The sequence below is a fragment of the Eubacterium multiforme genome (assembly GCF_030813415.1).
GTDB lineage: Bacteria > Bacillota > Clostridia > Clostridiales > Clostridiaceae > Clostridium > Clostridium multiforme.
In genome coordinates, this window is record NZ_JAUSUF010000004.1 from 176,447 (window position 1) to 199,659 (window position 23,213).

21 protein-coding genes are annotated in these 23,213 nt (G+C 27.4%); 19 read left to right on the plus strand and 2 right to left on the minus strand.

Annotation, left to right across the window (positions count from 1 at the left end; all coding sequences use genetic code 11):
• Window positions 1–18 precede the first annotated feature (18 nt).
• Both J2S18_RS08200 and holA read left to right on the plus strand, forming a co-directional pair.
• On the plus strand, window positions 19–1,713 hold the full coding sequence (locus tag J2S18_RS08200; RefSeq protein ID WP_307485556.1) for a ComEC/Rec2 family competence protein: 1,695 nt from the start codon (window positions 19–21) through the stop codon (window positions 1,711–1,713).
• A gap of 23 nt (window positions 1,714–1,736) precedes the next feature.
• Complete coding sequence (gene holA / locus J2S18_RS08205; protein WP_307485559.1) at window positions 1,737–2,771, plus strand: DNA polymerase III subunit delta; 1,035 nt, start codon at window positions 1,737–1,739, stop codon at window positions 2,769–2,771.
• Between the two features lie 110 nt (window positions 2,772–2,881).
• On the opposite strand, the gene rpsT is transcribed toward holA, so the two are convergent.
• Window positions 2,882–3,145 (minus strand): 30S ribosomal protein S20, encoded by a 264-nt coding sequence (gene rpsT / locus J2S18_RS08210; RefSeq protein ID WP_307485561.1) that lies wholly within the window; start codon window positions 3,143–3,145, stop codon window positions 2,882–2,884.
• 176 nt (window positions 3,146–3,321) lie between these two features.
• On the opposite strand from rpsT, the gene gpr reads away from it, so the two are divergent.
• From gpr to dnaJ, 15 genes are all read left to right on the plus strand, one after another.
• Window positions 3,322–4,296 carry a GPR endopeptidase gene (gene gpr / locus J2S18_RS08215; protein ID WP_307485564.1) on the plus strand — a complete coding sequence of 325 codons (975 nt, stop codon included), beginning with the start codon at window positions 3,322–3,324 and terminating at the stop codon, window positions 4,294–4,296.
• A 59-nt stretch (window positions 4,297–4,355) separates the two neighbouring features.
• The gene (locus J2S18_RS08220; protein WP_307485566.1) at window positions 4,356–5,420 is read left to right on the plus strand and encodes a stage II sporulation protein P; all 1,065 of its coding nucleotides are present in this window, start codon (window positions 4,356–4,358) and stop codon (window positions 5,418–5,420) included.
• A 60-nt stretch (window positions 5,421–5,480) separates the two neighbouring features.
• The gene (locus tag J2S18_RS08225; RefSeq protein WP_307485569.1) at window positions 5,481–5,852 is read left to right on the plus strand and encodes a sporulation-related protein NgaS; all 372 of its coding nucleotides are present in this window, start codon (window positions 5,481–5,483) and stop codon (window positions 5,850–5,852) included.
• 135 nt (window positions 5,853–5,987) lie between these two features.
• Window positions 5,988–7,793 (plus strand): translation elongation factor 4, encoded by a 1,806-nt coding sequence (gene lepA / locus J2S18_RS08230; protein ID WP_307485572.1) that lies wholly within the window; start codon window positions 5,988–5,990, stop codon window positions 7,791–7,793.
• 222 nt (window positions 7,794–8,015) lie between these two features.
• Complete coding sequence (modA, locus tag J2S18_RS08235) at window positions 8,016–8,819, plus strand: molybdate ABC transporter substrate-binding protein (protein ID WP_307485575.1); 804 nt, start codon at window positions 8,016–8,018, stop codon at window positions 8,817–8,819.
• A gap of 76 nt (window positions 8,820–8,895) precedes the next feature.
• On the plus strand, window positions 8,896–9,609 hold the full coding sequence (locus J2S18_RS08240; protein WP_307485577.1) for an ABC transporter permease: 714 nt from the start codon (window positions 8,896–8,898) through the stop codon (window positions 9,607–9,609).
• Complete coding sequence (locus J2S18_RS08245) at window positions 9,596–10,294, plus strand: ABC transporter ATP-binding protein (protein ID WP_307485580.1); 699 nt, start codon at window positions 9,596–9,598, stop codon at window positions 10,292–10,294. Before J2S18_RS08240 ends, J2S18_RS08245 begins: the two co-directional genes overlap by 14 nt.
• An 8-nt stretch (window positions 10,295–10,302) precedes the next feature.
• Entirely contained in the window at window positions 10,303–11,031 is a 729-nt protein-coding gene (locus J2S18_RS08250; protein ID WP_307485583.1) for a Rossmann-like domain-containing protein, read from the plus strand.
• A gap of 110 nt (window positions 11,032–11,141) precedes the next feature.
• Entirely contained in the window at window positions 11,142–11,414 is a 273-nt protein-coding gene (locus J2S18_RS08255) for a hypothetical protein (protein WP_307485585.1), read from the plus strand.
• A gap of 70 nt (window positions 11,415–11,484) precedes the next feature.
• Window positions 11,485–11,925: a hypothetical protein gene (locus J2S18_RS08260; protein WP_307485586.1), complete on the plus strand. Its 441-nt coding sequence runs from the start codon at window positions 11,485–11,487 to the stop codon at window positions 11,923–11,925.
• Window positions 11,926–12,179: 254 nt separating this feature from the next.
• Window positions 12,180–13,307 (plus strand): radical SAM family heme chaperone HemW, encoded by a 1,128-nt coding sequence (hemW, locus tag J2S18_RS08265; protein ID WP_307485587.1) that lies wholly within the window; start codon window positions 12,180–12,182, stop codon window positions 13,305–13,307.
• A 173-nt stretch (window positions 13,308–13,480) separates the two neighbouring features.
• On the plus strand, window positions 13,481–14,512 hold the full coding sequence (gene hrcA, locus J2S18_RS08270; RefSeq protein ID WP_307485635.1) for a heat-inducible transcriptional repressor HrcA: 1,032 nt from the start codon (window positions 13,481–13,483) through the stop codon (window positions 14,510–14,512).
• A 25-nt stretch (window positions 14,513–14,537) separates the two neighbouring features.
• Window positions 14,538–15,137, plus strand: coding sequence for a nucleotide exchange factor GrpE (grpE, locus tag J2S18_RS08275; RefSeq protein WP_307485590.1), 600 nt, complete (start codon window positions 14,538–14,540; stop codon window positions 15,135–15,137).
• A 68-nt stretch (window positions 15,138–15,205) separates the two neighbouring features.
• A complete protein-coding gene (dnaK, locus tag J2S18_RS08280) occupies window positions 15,206–17,071 on the plus strand; it encodes a molecular chaperone DnaK (protein WP_307485592.1) in 1,866 nt (621 codons plus the stop codon).
• 99 nt (window positions 17,072–17,170) lie between these two features.
• The gene (dnaJ, locus tag J2S18_RS08285; RefSeq protein ID WP_307485595.1) at window positions 17,171–18,307 is read left to right on the plus strand and encodes a molecular chaperone DnaJ; all 1,137 of its coding nucleotides are present in this window, start codon (window positions 17,171–17,173) and stop codon (window positions 18,305–18,307) included.
• A gap of 116 nt (window positions 18,308–18,423) precedes the next feature.
• Here dnaJ and J2S18_RS08290 read toward each other — a convergent pair whose 3' ends face one another.
• The gene (locus J2S18_RS08290) at window positions 18,424–19,518 is read right to left on the minus strand and encodes an ABC transporter ATP-binding protein (protein WP_307485599.1); all 1,095 of its coding nucleotides are present in this window, start codon (window positions 19,516–19,518) and stop codon (window positions 18,424–18,426) included.
• A gap of 307 nt (window positions 19,519–19,825) precedes the next feature.
• Here J2S18_RS08290 and J2S18_RS08295 point away from each other — a divergent pair, with 307 nt between their 5' ends.
• Window positions 19,826–20,797: an N-acetylglucosamine kinase gene (locus J2S18_RS08295; protein WP_307485603.1), complete on the plus strand. Its 972-nt coding sequence runs from the start codon at window positions 19,826–19,828 to the stop codon at window positions 20,795–20,797.
• 167 nt (window positions 20,798–20,964) lie between these two features.
• Window positions 20,965–23,121: a 1,3-beta-galactosyl-N-acetylhexosamine phosphorylase gene (gene gnpA / locus J2S18_RS08300; protein WP_307485605.1), complete on the plus strand. Its 2,157-nt coding sequence runs from the start codon at window positions 20,965–20,967 to the stop codon at window positions 23,119–23,121.
• Window positions 23,122–23,213: the final 92 nt, after the last annotated feature.

Consider the following 23,213-nt stretch of genomic DNA (forward strand, 5'->3'; position numbering starts at 1 on the left):
TCTATGAGGTGGCAACTTATGAGAATATTTGAGTTAGGTAAAGTTAAATTACCTATTGCATATATAGCAATAACATTTCTTTTTAGTAGTTTATATTATAGATATTTTGATAGAGATTTTTGGCTAGCTATTATTTTAGTTAGTCTTTTATTTTTGTGGGTATTTTTAAAAGAAGGATGGCAATTTTTTATATTTATATTAGCTATATTTTTTATTGGAATTTTAATTAATGTTAATTATTATAATTTACGAGTTAAAGAATATGAAACTATAAGAGTTGAAAGAATATATTCCTATGGTGGAGTTGGAAAAATAGATGGGAGGAAAATATTTTTAAAGGGTAAACTTTCAGGAATTAAAGAAGGATATGAAATAGTAACTAAAGGAAAGTTTAAAAAAGATATAAATAAGGAAAAAGGAATTATTGGAGAATATAAAATTGAAAAATTAAAAATAAACGAAAGAAGTATATTTACTAAATTAGCAAATCTTAAAAATGAGTTTAAAAGAAAGGTTGAAGAAAATATTGGGTACAGAAAATCTTCTTTAATAACATCCATAGTATTTGGAAGAGATAATGACTTAGGAAATGAAGATGAAGAATATATGAAAAGATTTGGAATAATACATGCCCTTAGTGTTTCAGGTCTTCATATAGGACTTATATTTTTAATTTTCAAAAAAATATTTAATGAAAAAATATCATTAGGATTTACTTTAATATATGTTTTTATGACTGGAATGGCTTTTTCTAGTATTAGAGCTTTTATTATGGTTTTCTTTTCAAATTTAGGATTTATATTAAGAAAAAGATATAATCCAATTGGAGGAATTGCAGTTAGTTCAATAATAATATTTTTCATGTCACCATATTGTATATTTAATATAGGATTTTTATTATCCTTTGGGGCAACTCTTGGAATATTACTTTATAATAAGGAGCTAAATCGTAAATTATATAAGTTACCTAATTTTTTAAGAGGGGTAGTTAGTATATCTATTTCAGCTCAAATATTTACCTTGCCATTATTAATAATATTTTTTAATGAATTTTCTTTAGGATTTATTATAGGAAATATAATACTTATACCTTTAATAAATATTATATTAATTATTGGGGTGTTTTCTATATTCATAATTAAATTTTCTGAAGTATTTGATTTTTTAAGCTTTTTATTAAAGATTGTAGTAAATATTTTAGATGAAATTACTGAAGTTTTATTAGATTTTATTCCAGAAATTTTTAATATAAATGAGTATTATGCTTATTTTTATATAGTTTTATTACTTTGCTATTACTTATATAGTAAAGGGATGGCTAAGGCTGTATTTTTGCCTTTAGGTTATATAATTTATATATGTATTGATTTATACAGCTTTTACCCTAAGATAATGTACAAAAATGAAGGTAGTTTAATTATGTCCTATAAAGGGGACAGAGTTGTAATAGCTAACAAAAATGTTCATATTAAAGAATTAAAAAATAAAACTTTATCTTTTAGAGGATATAGGGAGTTTGAAAAAATAAAAATAAAAGAGGATGTATATATTAAAAAAGAAGATAAAAATTATATATTAACTTTTAATGGAACTAATTATTATTTAAATATAAATGGCTTAAATAAAAAGGACATTAAATATGATATAATAAATTTCAAAGAGAATGAAGCAAGTGAGATTATTGTATTAAACAATAGTTTATTAATAAAGTAAATTGTATTTGAAAGGTGATTAGTTTGATAAATTACGAAACGTTAGAGAAGGACATAAAATTAAATAAAATCAAAAATTCATATGTATTTTCTGGTCCAGATGAGGAATTAATTAAAGAAGCCATTTCTAAATTAGTAAATCCATATATTGATGAAGGACTTAAAGATTTAAATTTTATTAAATTTGATGGAGTACAATGTACCTTTGATGAAATTGTAAATGCCTGTGAAACTTTACCTTTTATGGCTGAAAAAAAGGTGGTTATAGTTTATAGATGTGCATTTTTAAAAGAAAAATTAGATACTCAAAATAAAAGCTTTTATAACAATATGAAAGAATATTTAAAGGATATGCCAGAACATACTATATTAGTTTTATATCATGTTCTTAGTGATAAAAGGGATACTGTAAGAAAAAATAAAAATATAATGGCATTAGATAAAATAACAACAGTTGTACAAATTGATAAACTTAAAAGAGATGGATTTTATAAAAGAGTAGAAGCTTTATTTAAAAAGAATGGGAAAAATATAAATAAAATTGAACTTAGATACCTTTGTGAAAAGCTTCCTATGAATTTAGATATAGCAAGTAAGGAAGTTTCAAAAATAGTAGATTATACTTTAGGTAGAGAAATTAAAAGAAAAGATATAGATTTACTAATTCCAAATAAAAGTGAAGATGATGTATTTGACTTAGTTGATTTAGTATCTCAAAGAAAAATAGAAAGAGCACTTGATATATTAAATGAACTTTTATTTAAGGCAGATCAACATATGCTTATAATTACAACAATAGAAAATCAGTTTAAAAGGCTTTATGAAATAAAAATTGGACTTCTTAAAGGGAAAAGGACAGAAGATTTTGTTAGCGAATTTAGAGTACCTCAATTTGTAGCTGAAAAGCTTGTTCTTCAAAGTAAGAAATTTACTTTAAAGCAGTTAGAAAAAATATTAAAATTTTGTGTAGAAACAGAAGGTAATTTAAAAAGTAGTGCAAATAATAAAAAGTCTGAACTTGAATTATTTTTAGTTAACATAGCTATGGTTAAAAAATAAATATTTATAAAATATAAAAACACCTATTTAAAAAAAATAGGTGTTTTTATGTAAATTTTAAGATAATCTTAAAAAAGTAAATAACCGACCTTAAAGGTCGGTTTATGTTACTATGCCATAGCATTTAACTTTGCAGCTAATCTTGACTTCTTTCTAGCAACCATGTTCTTATGAAGAACTCCTTTTGAAGCAGCCATATCTAAAGACTTAGTAGCCTTAACGAATAAAGCTTTAGCTTCTTCAGCATTGTTAGCTTCGATAGCCATTTCAAACTTCTTTATAGCAGTTTTTAAAGCTGATTTAATCATTCTATTGTTTAAAGTTTTAGTTTCAGTAACTTTAATTCTTTTTTTTGCTGATTTTATATTTGCCATTACTTTTCACCCCCTCTAAATTTTATAGGGCCTCAATGCAGTCTTTTGGGGAATCTGCATACGAGTTTATATTCAACAAACCATATTATAGCATTGAAATTTATTATATTCAAGTATTAAATTCAAACAATAAGGAAAAATAATCTTGAAGATATAATAAAGTAAGAGGTGAAAGTATGCTAAATTTTAGAACAGACCTTGCAATAGAAGCAAAAGAGGATTATACAAAAGTCCACAAAAATGAAATAGATGGAGTAATAGTAGATGAAAATGTAATAAATGATAGCAAAGTTACTACAGTAAAAATAAACAATGAAGATGGAGCAAAAAAACTTGGAAAACCAATTGGGACTTATATAACAATAGACATTCCAGATCATACAATTTATGATGGAGAACTTATGGATGATGTTTCAAAGGCAGTAGGTAAAACATTAAAGGAATTAGTTAATATTAAAGAAAAAGAAATTGCTCTTATAGTAGGACTTGGTAACTGGAAAGTTACACCAGATGCCCTTGGACCTAAAGTAGTTGAAAAAATAATGATTACAAGGCATTTAAAGGAAGTAATGCCAGAGGCTATTGATGATTCAATAATACCAGTTTGTGCTATTGCACCAGGAGTTTTAGGAATTACAGGAATAGAAACTGTAGAAATAATAAAAGCTTTAGTAGAAAAGGTAAATCCAGATTTAGTAATATGTATTGATGCATTAGCATCTAGAAGAATTGAAAGGGTTAATAGAACAATTCAAATAAGTAATACAGGAATATCACCAGGAGCTGGTGTTGGAAATCATAGAATGAAAATAAATGAAGAAACATTAGGAGTTAAAGTTGTAGCTATTGGGGTTCCAACAGTTGTAGATGCTTCAACTATAGCAAATGATAGTATAGATTTAGTAATAGATGAACTTATACGTAAGTCAGAAAGTGGATCAGAACTTTTTAAAATGATTAAAAGTATAGATAGAAATGAAAAAAGTGTTCTAATAAAAGAGTTATTAAATCCTTATGTAGGAGATCTTATAGTTACTCCAAAGGAAGTAGATTTAGTAATAGATTCATTATCTAAAATGATTGCAAATGGAATAAATATAGCAGTTCAACCTAATCTTGAACTTGAGGACATAAATAAATTTATGGGCTAAAAATATAATAATTATGTAAATTCCCTCATATACATTTAAGAGTGGGGAGGGGATTAGGAGTGATATCAAAAACTAAAGGGAGAAATGTAGGCAATTCATTAGATATAGGGATAGTAGTATTATTAGTATGTTTAGTTATTTTTTTTGGAAGATGTATATATATTCTTAAAGACAATAATGAAAGAGGAGGCCTTGTATATGTAGAACTCTTAAATTTTTCAATGCCCTTAGTAGAAACTCAAGTTTATGAGGAAGGAGCATATTATGAAAATAATTTATCTTTAAAAAACATAGCATTGCAGGCAGTAGGTCTTTATGATATAAGTGCTCAAAAATTAGTAAATAGTGAAAATCCAATATTTAAATTAGATGAGAGAATAGCAAAAAATAATGGAGTAGAAGATTATAAGCCCTTTGAATTAGATGAGGGATCAATAATAAAATATACAGATGAAGAAAAAAATAACTTATATAATCCTAAGCTAAAAAAAGAACTTAATAAATCAAAGCCAGAAGTTTTAATTTATCATACTCATACAGGTGAAGGTTATTTAGAAACTAAAAACTTTACAAATGACCCTAATCATAATGTAGTAGGAGTTGGAAACATAATAACTAAAGAACTTGAAAAGTATGGAATATCAGTAATACATGATAAAACTGTTCATGATAATTCATACAATGATAGCTATAATAGGTCAAGGCAAACTGTAAAAAGATATTATGATAAATTAGGAGATAAATTTAAGCTTGTAATTGATATTCATAGAGATGGAGTTAATCGTAAAAATGCTACTCAAACAACAAAAAATGCCTTTACTACAAAAATAAATGGTGAAGATGTGGGAAAAATAGCTTATGTAGTATCTAAAGGAAGTAAAAATTATACTAAATCAACTAAAAAGGTAGAAGATGAATTAAGTAAAATAACTAAGTCTCTTTATCCAGGTTTTTCAAAAGGTACAGTGGAATATACTAATGGAATAAATCATTTTAATCAAGATATATTTAATAATTCAATACTTATAGAAGTAGGTGCAAATATAAATACATCAAAGGAAGTTATGAATTCAGCAAAATATATAGGAAGAATAATAGCAGAATATATAAATGGCAAAAAATGAATAAATTTTTTATAAAATGGTCAATATTATAGGTATAAAAGTTTAAAGAGGTGACCATTTATGAAAAGAAATAAATACTTACTAGGAATATTTTCGGTATTTATTTTAATATGTGCAATTTTAAATTTAGTTAAGATAAATGTTATAAATACAAAAGCACTTTCTCCCGTTGGAAATACTGATGACAACAAAAAAATAGTTAATTCAGAGTTTGGAGATGAATTTAAAAGTTTTATTCAAGATAATTCTAATGTTAAGATTTATGAAGAAGCAAATGGAGAGTATTTAGTTACAATTAATGATAATAAAATAAGAATAAAAGAAGAATCAAGTTTATTAAAAGGAGCAAAAAAAGCATTTTTAAAAGTGGAATCTATAACTAATAATTTAATTAGTAATATAGAATCTTTATTTCAAAAGATAATACCTTAAAATAAATAATAAAGAGCAGTTATAATAGCCCATAAATTATTGACACTTAAGGTGTAAAGTGTGATATAATTTAGCTTGACTTTAATATATGGGGGTGAAATAACTGCTTTTATTAATGGAAGGGCAGTTTTATATATGAAAAATGATAGACAAAAATTTATTAGAAATTTTTCAATAGTAGCACATATAGATCACGGTAAATCAACATTAGCAGATAGATTGTTAGAAATTACAGGTACTTTAACTAAAAGAGAGATGGAAGAACAAGTACTTGATAATATGGAGCTTGAAAGAGAAAGAGGAATTACAATAAAATCCCAAGCAGCAAGACTTATTTACAGAAGAGAAAATGGAGAAGAATATATTTTAAATCTTATAGATACTCCAGGACACGTAGATTTTACATATGAAGTATCAAGAAGTTTAGCTGCCTGCGAAGGTGCTGTTTTAGTTGTTGATGCAACTCAAGGAATTCAAGCACAAACTTTAGCAAATTGTTATTTAGCTTTAGATAATGATTTAGAAATAACTCCTGTTATAAATAAAATAGATTTACCATCAGCAAGACCTGATGAAGTAAAACAAGAAATAGAAGATGTAATTGGAATTCCAGCAGATGAAGCACCAATGATATCAGCTAAAACAGGACTTAATGTAGAAGATGTATTAGAAGCTGTAGTTCGTGATATACCAGCGCCAAGTGGTGATGAAAAAGCACCTCTTAAAGCATTAGTATTTGACTCATATTATGATTCTTATAAAGGAGTTGTAAGTTATGTAAGAGTTAAAGATGGTGTAGTAAAAAGAGGAACAAAAATTAAATTTATGGCAACTAATAAAGTTTATGATGTAACTGAAGTTGGGGTATTTACTCCAGGATTTTTACCAGTTAATGAATTAAGTGCTGGAGATGTTGGATATGTAACAGCATCAATTAAAAATGTTAAAGATGCTAGAGTTGGAGATACAATAACAGAAAGTGGAAGAGAAACAAAAGAAGCACTTCCAGGATACAAACCAGCAATACCTATGGTTTATTCAGGTATATATCCAGTTGATGGAGCAAAATATGAAGAATTAAAAGAAGCATTAGAAAAGCTTCAAATTAATGATGCGGCATTAAATTTTGAACCAGAAACTTCTGTAGCCTTAGGCTTTGGATTTAGATGTGGATTCTTAGGTTTATTACACATGGAAATAATACAAGAAAGAATTGAGAGAGAATTTAATCTTGATATTATAACAACAGCACCATCTGTTATATACAAAATTAAAAAGACTGATGGAACAGTTTTAGATATTACAAATCCAACTAATCTTCCAGAAATGACTGAAATAGATTATATGGAAGAACCAGTAGTTAAGGCAGCTATTATAACACCAACTGAATATGTTGGAGCAGTTATGGAACTTTGCCAAGACAGAAGAGGAACATATATTGATATGCAATATATGGAGGAAACTAGAGCGGTAATAAATTATGATATTCCTTTAAATGAAATAGTTTATGATTTCTTTGATACATTAAAATCAAAAACAAGAGGATATGCATCTTTAGATTATGAATTTAAAGGATATGAAAAAGCAGATCTTTGCAAGCTTGATATTCTTTTAAATGGAGATGTAGTTGATGCATTATCAATGATAGTTCCAAAGGAGAGAGCTTATCATAAAGGAAGAGGAATTGCAGAAAAGCTTAAGGAAATTATTCCAAGACAACTTTTTGAAGTGCCAATACAAGCTGCTGTAGGTTCAAAAATAATAGCTAGAGAAACTGTAAAAGCTATGAGAAAAGATGTACTTGCTAAATGTTATGGAGGAGATATCTCAAGAAAGAGAAAACTTCTTGAAAAACAAAAAGAAGGTAAGAAGAGAATGAGACAGGTTGGATCAGTTGAAGTACCTCAAGAAGCATTTATGTCAATATTAAAAGTAGATTAATAAATATTAAATATAAAAGAAATCCTAAATTTGGGATTTCTTTTAATTTTCTCAGAAAAACTTTCTATTAAAAAAGATTACAATATATATAAATGTTATAATAAAATATTTTTATAAAATTTAAAATATAATTAAAATATATATGTAAAAACATTGAAAAAAATTAATTATTTGTATATAATTTAAAAGAAATAGAAAATTTTGTTAAGGGGGAAGTACTTTATGAGTATTAAAAAAATGACATCTATTATGTTAGCTATTTGTGTAATCGTTTTTAGTTTCATAGGATGTACAAACAAAGCAGAAACTGCATCATCTAATAAAACAGAAAATAAACAACCAAGTAATAAAACTCTTGTAGTTTATAGTGGAGCAGGGCTTAAAAAACCAATGGGAGAAATAGCAAAAAACTTCCAAAAGGAAACAGGGGTAAAGGTAGAATACATATTTGCAGGTTCAACTCAATTACTTAGTCAGTTAGAAACATCAGGAAAAGGAGACGTTTTTATAGTAGGTTCTAAAAATGCCTATGATGCAGCTAAAAAGAAAAATCTTGTAGAAGACTGCAAGGAAGTAGCTTATCATACACCAGCTATAATTACTAAAAAAGGTAATCCTAAAAATATTAAAACTTTAAAGGATCTTCAAAAAGATGGTGTGAAAGTTATTTTAGGAGATGAAAAGGCAAATGCAATTGGTAAAACAACACAAAAAATAATAGAAAAAAATAAATTAGATGGAATAAAGAAAAATGTAGTAGCAAAGGTTCCAACTATTAATGAAGTTACAATGCATGTTGTTGATGGTAAAGCAGATGCTGCAATAGCAACAAAAGATAGTGTATATAAAAACGATAAAATTGATGTTATAGAAATACCAGAAAAACAAAATGTAAATCAAATATTACCAATATCAGCAGTTAAATCATCTAAAGAAAAAGAGATGGCAAATAAATTTGTAGAATATGTTTCTTCAGATAAAGGAAAGACTATATTTGAAAAACACGGATTTAAGCCTGTAAAATAAATTGGGAAATAAAATATTTAAATTAGGGTTAATAACTTTATTAGTATTAACCCTAGTATTTACGTTAACCCCTATATTGTTTTTAGTAATAAGAGGGGTATTTACTATAAAAGAATGTCTTTTATCAGAAGAAATACAATTTGCATTACTGCTTAGTTTTAAAACATCTATAATATCAACCTTAATTTGTTTAATTATTTCATTGCCTGTATCCTTTACACTTTCAAGGTTAGACTTTAAATTTAAAAAAATAATATCAACAATTCTTTACATTCCAATGTCCCTTCCACATTTAATACTTGGTATAGCACTACTTTTAGTATGTGGAAATTCTTTTATAGGGAGATTTTTGCAAAGTATAGGATTGGATTTTGTTTTTACAGTTAAGGGAATAGTACTTGCTCAGGTTTTTGTTAATATTTCTTTTTCTATAAAAATGTTAAAAACAGCTATAGATGGATCAAATTCTAAAATGGAATTTGTTGCAAGAACCCTTGGATGTAGTAGATTTAAATGTTTTTATAAAGTAACCTTACCTTTAATAAAAAAGGATATAATTTCAACCCTTATAATAACATTTTCAAGAGCACTTGGAGAGTTTGGGGCTGTAATGCTTTTAGTTGGGACAACAAGAATGAGAACAGAAATTCTTCCAACATCAATATATTTAAATGTTTCAACAGGAGATATGGACATAGCAATTGGAGTTGCTACAATACTTATAATAATATCAATGCTTACTATATTACCTTTTGAAATTTTAGAAGGGAAAAACAATGTTAGAAATTAAAAATATTAACTTAAAATTAGGAGAGTTTTCTCTAAAAAATATTAATTTAACTATAGAAAATGGAGAATATTTTGTTATTTTAGGTGCAAGTGGAAATGGGAAAACAGTATTTTTAGAAACATTATCAGGAATGTATGAGAATTTTTCCGGGAAAATTATATATAATGAAAAAATAATTTCTAATATTGATATAGAAAAAAGAAAAATTGGATTTGTATATCAAAAACATGAACTTTTTCCTTTTTTAAATGTACAAGAAAATATAGCCTTTGGGTTAAAAGTAAAGGGAGAGAAAAAACATATAATAAAAGAAAAAGTAGATAAATATTTAAAAATATTTAAAATAGATAATTTAAAAAAAAGATATCCTAAAAATTTAAGTGGAGGAGAAAGTCAAAGGGTGGCTTTAGCTAGAGCATTAATAACATCACCAGATATTCTCCTTTTAGATGAGCCTTTAAGTGCCTTAGATAAGATTACAAAGGATATTTTAATAGAAGAAATAAAAAATATAAATAAAAATTTTAAGACAACAGTTATTCATGTTACCCATGATATAAATGAAGCCTTAGCTTTAGGTGATAATATAGGAATAATGAAAGATGGAAATCTTAAACATATTATGACTATAAAAAAATTTAAAGATGAATTCGAAAAGGGTAATTATGAAAATCTTTTAAAGTAGGTGGAAAAATGGAATTTTATAATGAAGTAAAAGAAAAATTTATAAATATAATAAAAGAAAATAATATAGATGTAAATGAAGAGGTAGTTTTAACAAGAAAACTTAAGCCACATGAAGCTATTGGATATCCAGAAAGAAAGGATTATCCTATATTAAAGGGTAAGGAAGCTTTGTTAAACTCAAATTACAAAGGTTTTATAGGACAGGCATATACTGATAGTCCTAAAGTTTTTAAAGGAACATTACAGGAAATTTTAGACCTTGATTTATCTATTGAAGAAAATACTCCAATTTTTATAGCAACATTAAATGCTGTACTTAGAAGTTTAAATCTTATTGATAAAACAGTGCATTGTAAGGATGGAGAGCCTAAAGAATGTGCTATTAAAATGTTAGATGAAATGGAAGATAAGTTTAAAAATAAAAATATTGCACTTATAGGACTTCAACCTGGAATATTAAATGAATTAAGTAAAAAATTTAATGTAAGGGTTCTTGATTTAGATAAAGATAATATAGGAAAAGAAAAATGTTCTGTCATTATAGAAGATGGTATAGAAAAATATAATGAAGTAGTTAATTGGGCAGATATTATATTAGCAACTGGAAGTACAAGTTGTAATGGAAGTATAGTTAATTTCTTAAATTTAGATAAACCAGTATATTTTTATGGAACTACGATTGCTGGTATAGCCTATCTTATGAATTTAAATAGACTTTGCTTTTGTTCAAAATAAATTTAGAAAATTTAATTTTAGAAAATTATGTAAATTATAAATGTAGGGGAATTAAATTATAATCTTTGCATATACTTTACTACAAGTAAAATATGGGGGTGTATACAAAGGTGTTAAAAGTTGATATAAGAGATATAAAAGTAAAGTGTAAGAAATTAAGAAAAAAAGGAATTATTTCAGGTACTTTAAAGAGAAATAATGGAGAGATAATCCCAATAAGTTTAAAAGGAAGCAGTGTAGATAAACGTATTTTAAATAATGGACTAAATAATGAAGTTTTAATAATATTTAACAATGAAGAAATAAAGACAAAAATTGATAGACTTCAGAGAAATTTATTAATTCATAATGTAATTAACATAGACTTATTAGAAAAAAGTTAAAATTCTTTTAACTGAAGTGAAAAAAGTTATTATTTAATGTATAATAAACAGAAGAAAAGGAGGGTATTTTATGTTTTTAAAGGAATTTAATAATGAGGAATCTATTGCATTTATAAATTTAGTAAATAGATTTGCAAATATAGATAATGTACTTGCAAAAGAAGAAAAAAGATTAATAAAGGACTATATAAAAGAGCTTGGGTTAGAGAATACAGAAATAGGAAATTTATCTTATGATGAATCCATAGATATTTTAAAGAAAAGCAAAGAGAGAATAAAAAGAATAGCCTACTTTGAATTAGTTGGATTAGCATTAGTAGATGGTAATTATGGAGACAAAGAAGTAGATTATTTAGATAAAATAGCAATAGACCTTGATATAAATAGGGCACAAAAAATTGCATTTGCAAATTTCTTTTATAATTTTAAAGAAGTCTATGATTTTTCTGTTATAGAAACAGAAGGAAAAGAATTAAAACATTTAGAAGAACAAGCAGAAGCTATATTATAAAATATTTAAAGAAGATTCTAAGTAAAGGTTACATTAGAATCTTCTTTTTTGTTATAATTATTAGACTATGTTTTAAACTAGTGCTCATCTTAGATAGAATTGTAATATCATTTTAATTAAGTAATTAGAGTTTCATTATTTGTAAATAGATAATAGAAACCCTCTTTGCAAAATTAAGTAAGTCTTAATGGCTATCTAACAATTAACATTAACCTAAAACATAGCAAAAAATTTTTAAAAGAAGGTGACATAAAATGCAAGAGATTAGTTTATATGTGCATATTCCTTTTTGCAAGCAAAAATGTTTATACTGTGATTTTCCATCTTATTCAGGAAAAGAAAGTTTAGAAGATGATTATATAGATGCATTAATTAAAGAAATTAATGAAAAATGTAAAAATAAAATTATTAGAAGTTTATTTATAGGAGGAGGAACTCCATCCTATTTAAAGGATAATAATATTGAAAAATTATTAAAAACTTTAAGAAATTTAAATTATATAGATGAATTTGCAGAGAAAACAATGGAGTGTAATCCAGGAACATTAACAAAAGAAAAGATTAAAATAATAAAGGAGAATGGAATTAATAGAATTAGTATGGGTCTTCAAACAACAAATAACGAATTATTGAAAAAAATAGGAAGAATACATACTATAGAAGAATTTAAAGAAAATTATAATAGGGCTAGAGAAGAAGGCATTAAAAATATAAATATAGATATTATGTTTGGACTTCCAAATCAAAGTGTTTACGATTATAAAGAAACATTAAATGATATTATAAAATTAGATCCTGAACATATTTCCTGTTATAGCTTAATAATAGAAGAGGGGACTCCTTTTTATAAGATGTCTGAAAAAGGGTTACTTAATCTTCCATCAGAGGAAGAAGAAAGAGCGATGTATAGTATAACTAAAGATATTTTAGAGACAAATGGGTATCATCAATATGAAATATCTAATTATTCAAAGAAAAATAAAGAATGTATTCATAATAAAATTTATTGGGAATGTAAAGAATATTTAGGAGTAGGAGTATCAGCAAGCTCTTATATAAATGAAGAAAGAATAAAAAATATTGATGATATTAAAACTTATATTGAAAAAATAAATAATAATGAAGATGTTTATGAAAGTATAATTAATAATACAGATAAAGAAGATATGGAAGAGTTTATGTTTTTAGGTCTTAGAATGATAAAAGGTGTAAGTCGAGAAGAATTTAAAAAAAGATTTAATAAAAATATAGAAGATGTATATGGAAAAGTAATAATGGATAATATAAATAAGGGCCTTTTAAAAGATATAAATGGGAGAATTTTTCTTACACATAAAGGAATTGAATTATCTAATTGGGTAATGAGTGAATTTATATTATAAATAGTATGAAATGAGAGCAATTTAAAGAAAAATAAAGATAAATAAATTTAAATTGAATTAATTATAATTAAAAACTTAATATTCTCGTTGACAAAAATATTCAACGAGAATATTATTTAACTATAGTCATTAGCACTCGATGATAGTGAGTGCTAATAAACAGAGGTGATGATATGGTTATTGATGATAGAAAAATAAAAATCTTAGAAGCTATTATCAATGATTACATTAAAACTGGAGAACCAGTAGGTTCTAGAACAATAGCAAAAAATCATGACTTAGGAGTTGGATCTGCTACAATCAGAAATGAAATGGCAGACCTTGAAGATATGGGGTATTTAGAACAACCTCACACATCCTCTGGAAGAATTCCATCAAGTAAAGGCTATAGATTATATGTAGACAGCTTAATGGATAAACCACTTTTAAGTAAGGAAGAAGATTTAAAGATAAGAGAGTATGTTATTAACTCAGCAATGCTTGAAGTTAGTAAGATTGTTAAAAATGCAAGTACATTACTTTCAGAATTAACTCATTTAACATGTGTTGTTAAAACACCTTCAATAAGTATGAGTTGTTTGAAATCTATACAGATAATTAATGTTGATGAAAGAACCCTTTTAGCAGTAATAGTTACAGATGGAGGTCTTATTAAAAATCAAATAATAAGAGTAAAAAAAGTACCTCCAAATGATATTTTAAGTAAGATAAATAAAACTTTAAATAAAAGACTGTTACATCTTTCAATAGATGAAATTAATTTAGAAGTAATAAACAACTTAAAGGTGGATTTACATGGCTATGAGGAAGTATTTAATGCAATGCTTCCAGCATTATATCAATGCTTAAAGGAAGATGATACTTCAAGAGTCTTCATGGAAGGTGCAACTAATATATTAAACTTTCCAGAGTATAATGATATAGGAAAAGCTAGAGAAATATTATCGCTTCTTCATAATAAGGATTGTGTTGTTGAACTTATAGAACCTGAAAGTGATATAACAATAAAAATTGGTGATGAAAATTACATCGAAGAAGCAAAAGAATGCAGCGTTATATCAGCTGAGTATTCTCTAGGTGATAGTGCAAAGGGTACTATTGGATTAATAGGTCCTAGAAGAATTAACTATTCAAAAGTAATCGCAATAATGGCACAAGTCATGAAAGAGTTAAATAAAACCTTGAAAGGGCAGTCTAAAAATTAAAAGAGGAGAGGTGTGTTAGAAAAAAATGGTAGATAACAAAGAAAACTTAGAAAAAGAAATGAAAAATGAGGAAGAAATTAAAGAGAATGAAGAAGTAAAAGAAAACTTAGAAGAAGCCTCAGAAGAACCTCAAGTTGACAGTAATGATAAAAAAGAAGAGGATGATTTAAGCATGTTTAAGAAATACAAAGAAGAAAATAAAAAGTTAAACAGTGAGCTTGAGGCATTAAAAGATAGACTTCTAAGAGTAACAGCTGAGTATGAAAATTTCAGAAAGAGAACAGCTAAAGAAAAAGAAGGTATTTATACAGATGCATGTGTAGATGTATTAAAAGAAATTGTACCAAATCTTGATAATTTAGAAAGAGCACTAGAAGCTGATGGAAATGTTGAAGATATGAAAAAAGGTGTTGAAATGACACTTAAAGGCTTTAAATCAGCTTTAGAAAAATTAGGTGTTGAAGAAATAGAAACAGAAGAAGGCTTTGATCCAAATATTCATCAAGCAGTAATGCATGTTGAAGATGAAAATCTTGATAAAAATTCAGTTGCTGAAGTTTTTATGAAGGGATATAAAAGAGGAGATAAAGTTATAAGACATTCTGTTGTTAAAGTAGCTAACTAAAATAAAAATAGATTGAAATAAATTAGAAATTTATAACAAACGATAGTTTGCGTAGGGAGGAATAAATTATGAGTAAAATTATAGGAATTGACTTAGGAACTACAAATTCATGTGTAGCAGTTATGGAAGGTGGAGAACCAGTTGTAATTACAAATGCAGAAGGTTCAAGAACAACTCCATCAGTTGTTTCATTCCAAGACAATGGAGAAAGATTAGTTGGTCAAGTTGCTAAAAGACAAGCAATTACAAATCCAGATAGAACAATAATCTCAATAAAGAGACATATGGGAACTGATTATAAAGTTAAAGTTGAAGGAAAAGAATATACACCTCAAGAAATATCAGCAATGATACTTCAAAAATTAAAATCAGATGCTGAAAGCTATTTAGGAGAAAAGGTAACTCAAGCAGTTATAACAGTTCCAGCTTACTTTAATGATGCTGAAAGACAAGCAACAAAAGATGCTGGTAAAATAGCAGGACTTGAAGTTTTAAGAATAATAAACGAACCAACAGCAGCAGCACTTGCATATGGACTAGATAAGACAGAAAAAGAAGAAAAAGTATTAGTATATGACCTAGGTGGTGGTACTTTCGATGTATCTATACTAGAACTTGGAGATGGAGTATTTGAAGTATTATCAACAAATGGAGATACAAAACTTGGTGGAGATGATTTTGATAACAAAATCATGGATTATATAGCAGAAGAATTCAAAGCTCAAAATGGAATTGATTTAAGACAAGATAAGATGGCTCTTCAAAGATTAAAAGAAGCAGCAGAAAAAGCTAAGATAGAATTATCATCATCAACTCAAACAAATATTAACTTACCATTTATAACAGCAGATGCAAATGGTCCAAAACACATAGATATGAACTTAACAAGAGCTAAATTTAATGAATTAACTCATGACTTAGTTCAAAGATCAATTGAACCAATGAAGAAAGCAATAGCTGATGCAGGAATTTCATTAAATGAAATTGATAAGATATTATTAGTTGGTGGATCAACAAGAATACCAGCTGTTCAAGATGCAGTTAAAAACTTCGTAGGAAAAGAACCTTCAAAGGGAGTTAACCCAGATGAATGTGTTGCAATTGGTGCAGCTATTCAAGCAGGTGTATTAACTGGAGAAGTTAAGGATGTATTATTACTAGATGTTACACCATTAACACTTGGAATTGAAACTTTAGGAGGAGTTGCTACTCCACTTATAGAAAGAAATACAACAATCCCAGCTAAGAAGAGTCAAACATTCTCAACAGCTGCAGATGGTCAAACATCAGTTGAAATTCACGTAGTTCAAGGTGAAAGACAAATGGCTGCTGATAATAAGACATTAGGAAGATTCACATTATCAGGAATCGCTCCAGCACCAAGAGGAATTCCTCAAATCGAAGTAACATTTGATATAGATGCTAACGGTATTGTTAAGGTATCTGCAATGGATAAGGGAACTGGTAAGGAAGCTAACATTACAATTACTGCTTCAACTAACCTAAGTGAAGATGAAGTAGATAAGGCTGTAAAAGAAGCTGAAAAGTTTGCTGAAGAAGATAAGAAGAGAAAAGAATCAATAGAAGTTAAGAATAATGCTGAACAAGTTGTATATCAAACAGAAAAAACTTTAGAAGAACTTGGAGATAAAGTTTCAGCTGATGATAAAGCAAAAGTTCAAGCTAAATTAGAAGAAGTTAAGAAGATTAAAGATAGTGATGATTTAGAAGGAATTAAGAAGGCAATTGATGAATTAACTCAAGAATTCTATGCAATATCATCAAAGATATATCAAGAAGCAGGTGCACAACCAGGAGCACAAGGTCAAGGATTTGATCCAAACAACATGGGTGGAGCACAAGGAAGTCAAGGATCAGCACCACATGATGATAATGTTGTAGATGCAGATTTTAAAGTAGAAGACGATAAATAGTTGTAAAAATACTATAGTTTCTTATATAATACAAAAGAGAGGGAAGGCAACAGTCGTCTTCCCTTTTGTAAAGTTTATAATGTATGGTGGTGAAAATAGATGGCACAAAAAGACTATTATGAAATCCTTGGTTTAGAGAAGGGTGCAAGTGACGCTGAAATAAAAAAGGCCTTTAGGAAGCTAGCTATAAAATACCATCCTGATAAAAATCAAGGAAATGCTGAAGCAGAACAAAAATTTAAAGAAATTAATGAAGCATATCAAGTACTTTCAGACCCAGATAAAAAAGCTAAATACGATCAATTTGGAACAGCTGATTTTGATGGAAGTGGATTTGGAGCAGGTGGATTTGGAGGCTTTGACTTCTCAGATATGGGAGGTTTTGGAGATATATTTGATACATTCTTTGGTGGCGGTGGTGGAAGTAGTTCATCAAGAAGAAATGGCCCTAGAAGAGGGGATGACATTGAATATACAATAAGATTAACTTTTGAAGAAGCTATCAAAGGCGTAGAGAAAGAAATATCAATTACAAGAAATGAAGAATGTGAAACATGTCATGGAACAGGTGCTAAACCTGGAACATCTCCTAAGACATGTCCAACATGTCATGGAACAGGTCAAATAAGAGTACAAAGACAAACTCCTCTTGGAAGTTTTGTAAGTACAACAACTTGTAATAAATGTGGAGGAACTGGTAAAGTTATAGAAGAGCCATGTCCAACATGTAAAGGTAAAGGCCAAGTTAGAAAGAATAGAAAAATAAAAGTAAATATTCCTGCAGGAGTAGATAGTGGAAATGTTATGCCACTTAGAGGACAAGGTGAACATGGAAGTAATGGAGGTCCAGCTGGAGACCTTTATATAAATATAATAGTTGCACCTTCTAATAAGTTTACAAGAAAAGGTATAGACATATATGTAGATACTCATATTTCAATTGGTAAGGCAACACTTGGAACTGAAATAACTGTTGAAACAGTAGATGGAAATGTTAAATATACAGTTCCAGCAGGAACTCAATCAGGAACATTATTCAGGTTAAAGGGTAAAGGTGTTCCAAGAGTTAATGGTAGTGGAAGGGGAGATCAATACGTTAAGGTTATAGTTGATATTCCAAAGAAACTTAACGAAAAGCAAAAGGAAGCTTTATTAATGTTTATGGAAGCTTCTGGCGAAAATGTTGATGGAACTGAAAAACACCATAAAAAAGGATTTAAGGATTTATTTAAATAAATTAAAAGGCTACTTTCAAAGTGGCCTTTTAATTTTAAATAAAAAAACATAGAGTTTTTTAAAACTCTATGTTTTTATCTATTTAAAATGTAATTTTGGGGGATAAAATCTATAATTTAAAACACAGTATTTTGTGTTTCTTTATCAAAAATATGAATTTTTTCAGTATTAAAGGCAAAAGTTATTTTATCACCATTAGTATAAGATAATGCTCCTTGTGCCTTTATAATCATATTTCTATCATCTTTCTTTATATGAATGTAGGTTTCAGAACCTAGATTTTCTATAAGTTCAACAATACCATCAAATTTAACTAAAGGTTCCTCAGTAGGAATATTATCATCTATAAAAATATTTTCAGGTCTAATACCTAAAATTACATCAGTATGTTTAGTTTTATTTAATAAAGGTACTTTATCTTTAGGAAGACTTATATTATTATCAAAGATTTTTATAGTTTTATCTTTATTAATAGAACCATATAAGAAATTCATTTGAGGACTTCCTATAAATCCAGCAACAAACATATTAACAGGATTTTCATAAATTTCTTTTGGAGTTGCAACTTGCTGAATTATACCATCTTTCATAACTACAATTCTTGTACCAAGAGTCATTGCTTCAGTTTGATCATGAGTTACATATATAAATGTTGTTTGAAGATCATTATATAATTTTGAAATTTCAATTCTCATTTGAACTCTAAGTTTTGCATCAAGGTTTGACAAAGGTTCATCCATTAAGAATACTTTTGGATGTCTAACTATTGCTCTTCCCATAGCAACTCTTTGTCTTTGACCACCAGATAAAGCTTTAGGCTTTCTATCTAAAAGGTGGCTAATATCTAATATTTTAGCAGCGTCTTTAACCTTTTTATCAATTTCATTTTTAGGTAACTTTTTTAGTTTAAGTCCAAAGGACATATTTTCATAAACAGTCATATGAGGATATAGGGCATAATTTTGAAATACCATAGCTATATCTCTATCCTTTGGAGCAACATCATTAACTAATGTATCTCCAATATATAATTCACCATCACTAATTTCTTCAAGGCCAGCTATCATTCTAAGAGTTGTAGATTTTCCACAGCCTGAAGGTCCAACAAAAACTATAAATTCTTTATCTTTAATATCTAAATTAAAATCACTAACGGCTTTAAAACCGTTTTCATAAACTTTGTTAATATTTTTTAGTATTAATCCTGCCATAATAAAACTCTCCTTTATGTAGTTAATAAGATTAACTAAATCTTTTAAGTACAATTTAATATAACTTAATTATAATTGTGTATTAGATTAAACACTATGTATTATTTTTACTAGTATTATTAAATAATTTACTTTTTTTGTTATCTAAAATTTATTTAAATTAGTAATATTATAAATATGTATAAATAATTTAATTTATAATATTATTTTTTTAGATAATTCTTTTTCAGTTGACTTAAAAGAGAAAGGATTGATAAAATTAATGAAAATGATAAAGTTTACAGAAAAATTATAGGAGGTAAATAAAATGTATTATTTAGGGGTAGATGGAGGAGGAACTAAAACTAGATATATTTTAATTGATGAAAATCTTAATGTTATTGTTGATATGGAGAGGGGAACTATTCATATTCACCAAATTGGAGAAGAAAATTTAAAAAAGGAATTAAAAGAAGCTTTTGAATTAATTTGCAGTAAAGCAAATATAAGACCTGAAAATATTGAATATTTATTTATAGGAGTTCCAGGGTATGGAGAAAGTAAAAATGATAAAAGAATAATAGATAATGTAATTGATGAAATATTTAATGAAATACCATATACAATTGGAAATGATGGAGTTGCAGGCTGGGCAGCTGGTACAGGTTGTACTAATGGAATAAATATAGTTGCTGGAACTGGAAGTATTGCCTATGGAAGAAATGAAAGAGGTGAAGAAGGTCGCTGTGGAGGCTTTGGACCTGGAATTGGTGATGATGGAAGTGCTTACTTTATTGCACTTAAAGTTATAAATGAATATACAAAGCAAAAGGATGGAAGAAGTAAGGAAACAATTTTAGTTAAGACTTTAGAAGAAAAATTAAATATACAAGATTATTTTGAAATTGTTGATATTGTATTTAATAAATTAAAGTTTTCAAGAACAGAAATAGCATCCTTTGCAAGTATAGGATCTATTGCAGCATCAAAAGGATGTGGTGCATGTAAAAAAATATTTGAAGAAGCAGCCTATGAGTTATTTCTTCATATTAAAGTTTTAAGTGAAAAATTAAAATTTAATGATAAATTTATAGTTTCATATACTGGTGGAGTATTTAAGTCAGGGGATCTTATACTAGAACCTTTAAAAAGGATGATTAAAGAAGAAAATATTAATTGTATTATTAAGGAACCTGAAATAGAACCATGGCATGGAGCAGCTCTTATGGCATATACTTTAAGTGGAGAAATTCCTCCAAAGGATTATAAAGAAAGACTAAATAAATGTATAGCAAATTAGATAAGGTCTTATTTTAGTTAATCTCTTATATTTACTTACTTTTAAAAAAGGTTTCTGTTATATATTCTAAAAGTAAAAATAATATATATATCTAAAAAAAACATCCATTCTAAAAATTATTTTTATAAATTAAAATTTAAGTAATGATTTTTGGGGAGGTTTAATTTATGACAAAAGGAAGAGTTACAATACCAACTGATAAAAATATGAATGAGTATATAAAGAAAATAATAGAAAAATGGGGAGCAGATGCCATTAGAGATTGTGATGGAACAAAGCTTGGTAATGAGATAAATGAGTTAGGTGTAAAAAATTACAGTACATACCTAACAACAAGAAATGATCAAGAGTTTATTAAGGAAAATATGGATGAAGTTCAGCAGCTTTATTTAATGTCAGAACCTGTTGTTGCAACTTCAGATAATATAGAGATAGATTTATTAAAGGGGTATTTTAAAGAACAATTTTTAGTTGATAAAGTTCATGATGAAAAGAAATGGTGGGAAGTTATAGATAGAACAACAGGTGAAGTTTTAGATATAAATAGTTGGACTTTTAATAAAGAAAATGAAAAGGTTTTAATAGAAAATGCTAAGCTTTGGCATAAGTATACAGTAAACTTCTTAGTTTATATGATTTGGGATCCTACAGAAATGTATAACCATATTACAAACAATTGGGGAGATAAGCCTCATGAAATTCCTTATGATTGTAGACAACCAAAAACTCAAAAGCATATGTTAGAACTTTTAGAAAAATGGCTTAATGAAAATGAAGATATAGATGTAGTTCGATTTACAACATTTTTCCATCATTTTACTTTATGCTTTAATGAAATTGGTAAAGAAAAGTTTGTTGATTGGTTTGGATATAGCTCTTCTGTAAGTCCTAAGGCAATGGAGGATTTTGAAAAAGATAAAGGCTATAAATTAAGGACAGAGGATATTGTAGATGAAGGTTATTATAATTCCCCTTTTAGAGTTCCAACTAAAGAGTTTAAGGATTATATAGATTTTCAATCTAAATGGGTTGCAAGTCTTGCAAAGAAAATGGTAGATATGTGTCATAAAAAAGGGAAAGAAGCAATGATGTTTTTAGGTGATAACTGGATAGGGACAGAACCTTATGGAAAATATTTTGAAAGTATAGGGTTAGATGCAGTTGTAGGTTCTGTTGGAAATGGAACAACAATGAGAATGATAAGTGATATTCCTGGAGTTAAATATACAGAGGGAAGATTTTTACCATACTTTTTTCCAGATGTATTTAAAGAAGGGGGAGATCCAGTAAAGGAAGGGCAAGAAAACTGGCTTCAAGCAAGACGTGCAATACTTAGAAAACCTCTTGAAAGAATTGGATATGGAGGTTATTTAGGATTAACTAAAGAGTTTCCAGAGTTTGTAGATGAGGTTGAAAAAATATGTAATGAGTTTAGAGAAATCCATGAAACTATAAAAGGTGAAAAGCCTTATACATCTTTAAAGGTTGGAGTATTAAATTCTTGGGGAAAACTTAGAACATGGCAAACTAATCAAGTAGCTCACGCTCTTTGGTATAGAGAAATATACTCTTATATTGGAGTTATTGAATGTTTAAGTGGTATGCCTGTAGATGTAGAATTTATAAGTTTTGATGATATAAGATATAATAAAATTCCATCTGATATAAAAGTATTAATAAATGCTGGAGATGGATATACTGCATGGAGTGGCGGAGATAATTGGAAGGATGAAAAGCTAGTAACTAAAATTAGAGAATGGGTTTACAATGGTGGAGGATTTATAGGCGTAGGAGAACCTACAGCTTGTCAATATGAAGGAAGATATTTTCAATTAGATGATATATTAGGAGTTGATAAGGAAATTGGTTTTTCTCTTAGTACAAGAAAATATAATGAAGTAAATAAGAAACATTTTTTACTTGATGATATTAAGGAAAAATTAGATTTTGGAGAGGGAATGGCTAAAGTTTATTCTAAAGGAGATAATTATCAAATCTTAGAAATGGATAGAGAATACTCTCAGTTAGTTGTAAATACTTTTGGAAAGGGAAGAAGTGTTTACTTTGCAGGGCTTCCATACACTCCACAAAATTGTAGATTACTTCTAAGGGCAATTTATTTTGCAGCAAATAAAGAAGATGAAATGAAAAAGTATTATGTTACAAATGTAAATACCGAGTGTTCAGCCTTTGAAAATATAGGTAAAATAGCTGTAATAAATAATACAAGAGAAATGCAAAATACAGAATTGTTTATAGATGGAAAGTTAAGTTCAAAATTAGAACTTAAACCTATGGAAATGAGATGGATAGAATATAAATAATATTAAAGGGATAGTTATGGGGAAACTTATAGCTATCCTTTTTGTTTTTACATTAATTAAAAAATTAAAATTTATAGTTTTTATATTATAAA

What these genes read in the sequence shown, in the direction of transcription:
- modA (WP_307485575.1), top strand. Translation starts at nt 8,016, where the DNA reads ATGAGTATTAAAAAAATGACATCTATTATGTTAGCTATTTGTGTAATC.
- J2S18_RS08260 (WP_307485586.1), top strand. Translation starts at nt 11,485, where the DNA reads ATGTTTTTAAAGGAATTTAATAATGAGGAATCTATTGCATTTATAAAT.
- hrcA (WP_307485635.1), top strand. Translation starts at nt 13,481, where the DNA reads ATGGTTATTGATGATAGAAAAATAAAAATCTTAGAAGCTATTATCAAT.
- gpr (WP_307485564.1), top strand. Translation starts at nt 3,322, where the DNA reads ATGCTAAATTTTAGAACAGACCTTGCAATAGAAGCAAAAGAGGATTAT.
- J2S18_RS08200 (WP_307485556.1), top strand. Translation starts at nt 19, where the DNA reads ATGAGAATATTTGAGTTAGGTAAAGTTAAATTACCTATTGCATATATA.
- J2S18_RS08225 (WP_307485569.1), top strand. Translation starts at nt 5,481, where the DNA reads ATGAAAAGAAATAAATACTTACTAGGAATATTTTCGGTATTTATTTTA.
- dnaJ (WP_307485595.1), top strand. Translation starts at nt 17,171, where the DNA reads ATGGCACAAAAAGACTATTATGAAATCCTTGGTTTAGAGAAGGGTGCA.
- gnpA (WP_307485605.1), top strand. Translation starts at nt 20,965, where the DNA reads ATGACAAAAGGAAGAGTTACAATACCAACTGATAAAAATATGAATGAG.
- J2S18_RS08250 (WP_307485583.1), top strand. Translation starts at nt 10,303, where the DNA reads ATGGAATTTTATAATGAAGTAAAAGAAAAATTTATAAATATAATAAAA.
- dnaK (WP_307485592.1), top strand. Translation starts at nt 15,206, where the DNA reads ATGAGTAAAATTATAGGAATTGACTTAGGAACTACAAATTCATGTGTA.
- grpE (WP_307485590.1), top strand. Translation starts at nt 14,538, where the DNA reads ATGGTAGATAACAAAGAAAACTTAGAAAAAGAAATGAAAAATGAGGAA.
- J2S18_RS08295 (WP_307485603.1), top strand. Translation starts at nt 19,826, where the DNA reads ATGTATTATTTAGGGGTAGATGGAGGAGGAACTAAAACTAGATATATT.
- hemW (WP_307485587.1), top strand. Translation starts at nt 12,180, where the DNA reads ATGCAAGAGATTAGTTTATATGTGCATATTCCTTTTTGCAAGCAAAAA.
- rpsT (WP_307485561.1), bottom strand. Translation starts at nt 3,145, where the DNA reads ATGGCAAATATAAAATCAGCAAAAAAAAGAATTAAAGTTACTGAAACT.
- J2S18_RS08245 (WP_307485580.1), top strand. Translation starts at nt 9,596, where the DNA reads ATGTTAGAAATTAAAAATATTAACTTAAAATTAGGAGAGTTTTCTCTA.
- J2S18_RS08290 (WP_307485599.1), bottom strand. Translation starts at nt 19,518, where the DNA reads ATGGCAGGATTAATACTAAAAAATATTAACAAAGTTTATGAAAACGGT.
- lepA (WP_307485572.1), top strand. Translation starts at nt 5,988, where the DNA reads ATGAAAAATGATAGACAAAAATTTATTAGAAATTTTTCAATAGTAGCA.